Source organism: uncultured Sphingorhabdus sp., assembly GCF_937872355.1.
Classification (GTDB): domain Bacteria; phylum Pseudomonadota; class Alphaproteobacteria; order Sphingomonadales; family Sphingomonadaceae; genus Sphingorhabdus_B.
In genome coordinates, this window is record NZ_CALMSV010000213.1 from 1 (window position 1) to 3,892 (window position 3,892).

At 64.6% G+C, this 3,892-nt stretch carries 4 protein-coding genes and 1 pseudogene; all 5 read right to left on the bottom strand.

Translation table 11 applies throughout. From position 1 onward, the window contains the following. Positions 1 to 31 precede the first annotated feature (31 nt). Positions 32 to 397 (bottom strand): hypothetical protein, encoded by a 366-nt coding sequence (locus tag Q0239_RS14095; RefSeq protein WP_298603957.1) that lies wholly within the window; start codon positions 395 to 397, stop codon positions 32 to 34. Between the two features lie 64 nt (positions 398 to 461). Next, complete coding sequence (locus Q0239_RS14100; protein WP_298603959.1) at positions 462 to 875, bottom strand: hypothetical protein; 414 nt, start codon at positions 873 to 875, stop codon at positions 462 to 464. Between the two features lie 10 nt (positions 876 to 885). After that, on the bottom strand, positions 886 to 1,365 hold the full coding sequence (locus Q0239_RS14105; RefSeq protein WP_298603961.1) for a DUF6878 family protein: 480 nt from the start codon (positions 1,363 to 1,365) through the stop codon (positions 886 to 888). A 100-nt stretch (positions 1,366 to 1,465) separates the two neighbouring features. Beyond that, positions 1,466 to 3,589, bottom strand: coding sequence for a ParB/RepB/Spo0J family partition protein (locus tag Q0239_RS14110; protein ID WP_298603963.1), 2,124 nt, complete (start codon positions 3,587 to 3,589; stop codon positions 1,466 to 1,468). A gap of 159 nt (positions 3,590 to 3,748) precedes the next feature. Beyond that, positions 3,749 to 3,892 (bottom strand): annotated as a pseudogene (locus Q0239_RS14115) (antirestriction protein ArdC); the annotation flags it as partial.

Consider the following 3,892-nt stretch of genomic DNA (forward strand, 5'->3'; position numbering starts at 1 on the left):
TGGAGGCCTTTGGGGCGGCCTAACCACGGGTTTAGGTCCCGGCGCCGGACGCCGCCGTGGCAGGTCCGGGGGCGTGGGTGCCCCCGCCGAACCCATCGAGCCGTGGGCGCGAACAGGTGTTGGCGTATTGGAAGCCCCAACGGCCCGTCAGCCCGAATTCGGCGGCGCAGATCTTCACGAACTGGATCAGCCGCTCGGGATCGCCAGTGGCGTCATCGCGCATCCAGAGTTGGCTGCCGCCATGTTCGGGCTGGATCGACAGAAGGAAGCCTTCTGAAGGCGGCTCCTCCGATACGCCGTCCTCCGACAGGCTGTTGTAGAGGTCGAGCGCGCGGGCTGCATTGTCGGGCGTGCCGACATCGAGCAGACACGAGAAATGTGTGAAATAATCGGCCATGACAAGCTCCTGGAACGAAAACGCCCGGCACGATGGCCGGGCTGATTTGGGTGAATGGCGGTGATCAGGCCGCCGTCGGATCGAGGGCGGCTTGCGGTGGAGGGCTTGGGTCGGGCTCAGGCGGCGCCGCGAAGGGATCGACCAGCTTGTGAATGGGCTGGGCGCGACCCATCCAGGGCTGAGGCCGGATGCAGCGTACCCAATCGGCAAAGCTCGGGATGAAGCCGAGATCCTCCAGCACATGCTGCTCGCCGATCAGCCGGACCGGCACGACGCGACCGGTCGAGATGGTGATGGCAGCGCCGAAGGTCCGCTCCAGCTCGAATATGCCCTGCGCATGGTGGCGCAGCGCGCGGTGCCGGAAGTCCGCCGTGATTTCCTTCGACTCGTCGAACCATTGGTGCAGCGGCAGATAGTCTTCCGCTGTGCCACCCCATTTGCGCGCCGAGGACAGCGCGTGGTGATAGCAATGCCCCATCGCGGCCTCCTCAAAAGCTGTGCGTGTAGTTTTCGGACGCAGTGTAACGCTCGTTGTAGTCGAGCGTGATCGAGTAGTCCGCGACGTCGAAGATGATAGCGCCATAGGCGCCGTCGTTGTTCTCCCAGCCGCCGTGCGTACGTTCGAGAGCGTCATAGGTCAGGCTTTCGACGGCAGTGGCGACGGTGACGGAAGATCGCTCCGGCTCAGGCTGGCCCCAGACCGTTGTTGCAAACTCGATCATGGCGTTGGGCATGGTGATGTCGTCGTCGCCGGCCTTGGCCTGGACATCCTCGATCTGGCCGGAATCGCCATAGCCATCGAACGTGATGACGATCTTTGTGACGCCCGCGCGTTCCAAGGCGCTGAACAATGTCACCTTGTTGGTCTGGAAAATCTCTACCTCAAGTTGGATTCGCAAGGCGGACAGCATTTCCCACTCCGAGAGCGGCGGGATGGGTTTTGCATCGGTATCGGAAGTTTCGGACATGACGGCCTCCTGACACGAAAGCGCCCGGCGCGTTGGCCGGGCTGAGGAACGGATTGGGAAGGACAGCGCGAGACGACTGAAGCCGCCCCGCGCCGATGCGCTATTCGGCGGCGACAACGTGCAGAACTTCGTCCTCGTCGTCGGAGGGTTCGTCATCGTCGGCGAGGAAGGCTGGCAGCGCCTCGTCGCCTTCGCCGTTCGTCGCCGGCTCGTCCTGCTCGACCAGGCGCAGCGGTTCGGGCAGCCAGCCGCTATCGGCGAGCAGACGTTCGGCCTCCTTCGCCATGTCGCCTTTCTTCAGATGGTCGATGAGTTGAGCGGCGCGTTCGCCCGCACCTTCGCGCACCGCGGCGAGGATGCGCGGCTTCGTTACGCGGCCGAGATAGTTCTCAACGGTCGGGCGGAAACCCACCTCCACCATGTCGAGGCCCGTCGCGCGCGCCAGCCGATCCGCCTCGGCCATGCGGCGGTCGAGGCCCGATTGCGAGACGCCGCTGCCGCTATAGGGATTGAGCCGCTCATAGAGCGCGTTGACGCCATAGCTGACGCAATGGGCGAGCAGCGCCAGGCGACTGGCATCGTCGAGAGTGGCGAGCCAATCCCACAACGCATCCTCGTCCACAGGCAGATCCGCCGTCCAATCCTCGTGCCGTTGGGCGATAGACTTGGCATAGGATGTCTCGCCAAGATCCTTGCCCTGTTCGCGGAAGAAGACGTGATTGACCGACGCCTGCAAACTCGCGCCGGACGTGCCGGTGCGCTGGAAGGTGTCGCGCCCCAGCTTGTGCAGCAGCGCCGTCAGCGCGACCTGCGGATTGGCGCCGACCGCATCGCGAAGCGCGAGCGTGCGGTGCGCAGTCAGCTCGGTGACAAGCCGTTCGGGCAGCGGCTTGATGACATCTTCCTCGTCATCCTCCTCTGGCTCGGCCGACTGGCCGCCGATCGTGATGATGGCGCGTTGGACGCTGCCGTTGTTTTCGGCGTCGGCGGGATCAGTGACGCCATCGACCTCATGGCCCTCGGCGTCGATCGGCGCCTCGTCCTCCGGCCGGACATAGCCACGACGAACGACAAGCTCGCCTTCGCGATCGACGCTGACGAACACGCCGGCGCGCACGATCTCAGCTGGATCGTAGATAGCCGGGCGTTGCTCGAATGCTTCGAGCGCAGCTTCGATTTCGTCCATGCGCTGGTCGATCTCGTCGGGCAGTTCGTCGGCTTCGGAATATTCCGCCTCGAGCCGGTCGTACTCCTCGCGCAGCGCCTCGCGAGCGGCGCGCTCGTCGTCGGTGAGATCGACGGGGGTACCGGTCAGGGCACGAAGACCATGATCATGGCCGTAAGGCAGGTCGGTATCGACGCTGATCCACTTCCAGCCTTCGGCCGCGATCTCGTCGGCGTTCGCTTTCAGCTTGTCAGAGACTAATCGGTCGAGCAGCGCCGGCTCCTGAAGCCAGCCACCGTCATCGGCCTCGAACAGATCGCGAAGGATTTCGCCACCCGCCGCCTGATAGGCTTCGACACCGACGAACTGCGCCCGCTTGTCGGAGGCGGGAATGGAAGTTTCGGTGAGGAGCTGGCGAATGTGCCAGGGTTGGCGGTTATAGGAATGCTGGATCGACTCCCAGACCTGTTCCTGCCGGACAGGATCGGGGTTGACGGTGAATGCCATCAGCATCTCCAGCGTCATGCCATCCTCGGCATAAATGTCGCACAGCACAGGCGAGACGGCCGCGAGGCGCAGGCGCTGCTTCACGATCTGGACGGTGGTGAAGAAGGCGGCGGCGATCTCCTCCTCGGTCATGCCCTTGGTCCGCATGTCGAGGAACGCGCGGAACTGATCAAGAGGATGGAGCGCGACGCGCTGCGTGTTTTCAGCCAGGCTGTCGTCCGCGGCGAGGATCGACGTCGCTGGATCACGCACGACGCAGGGCACCGGCGAGGTCTTGGTCAGGCGCTTCTGCTTCACCAGCAGCGCGAGCGCCTGGTAGCGCCGGCCGCCGGCGGGCACCTCGAACATGCCGGTCTCGCTGCCATCGGCATCGAGGACGGGGCGGACATTGAGGCTCTGGAGGAGCGTGCCGCGGCGGGCAATGTCCTCGGCCAATTCCTCGACCGAGACGCCGGACTTCACGCGCCGGACGTTGGACTGGCTGAGGACCAGCTTGTTGAAGGGGATATCGCGCGAGGGCGAGAGGGTGAGTTTCTGAACGGCAGGTGCCATCGTGGTTGTCTCCGCGACGGGCGCCGAGAGCCTCTCTCTCGACCCTGAACCCGTCACGAAGCGAAGCGCCGCCCTCTTCCTCTAAAGAGAGCAGCGCCACGGATACGGAACAGTGGAAAGCCGGAAATCCGCATTGCCGCTTTTCCGATTTTCAGGGGATCAGGCCGCCTCCCGCTCATCGTCGGTCATGCCGAGATTGGTGTCCGGTGCGAAGCCAAGCAGCCAATCGGCAGCCTTGCTTGCCTGCGAGGCCGCGCGGACGATGGCGCGCGTGTCTTCGCGCAGCACGGCCAGCCAGGAGCC

What these genes read in the sequence shown, in the direction of transcription:
- Q0239_RS14095 (WP_298603957.1), bottom strand. Translation starts at nt 397, where the DNA reads ATGGCCGATTATTTCACACATTTCTCGTGTCTGCTCGATGTCGGCACG.
- Q0239_RS14110 (WP_298603963.1), bottom strand. Translation starts at nt 3,589, where the DNA reads ATGGCACCTGCCGTTCAGAAACTCACCCTCTCGCCCTCGCGCGATATC.
- Q0239_RS14100 (WP_298603959.1), bottom strand. Translation starts at nt 875, where the DNA reads ATGGGGCATTGCTATCACCACGCGCTGTCCTCGGCGCGCAAATGGGGT.
- Q0239_RS14105 (WP_298603961.1), bottom strand. Translation starts at nt 1,365, where the DNA reads ATGTCCGAAACTTCCGATACCGATGCAAAACCCATCCCGCCGCTCTCG.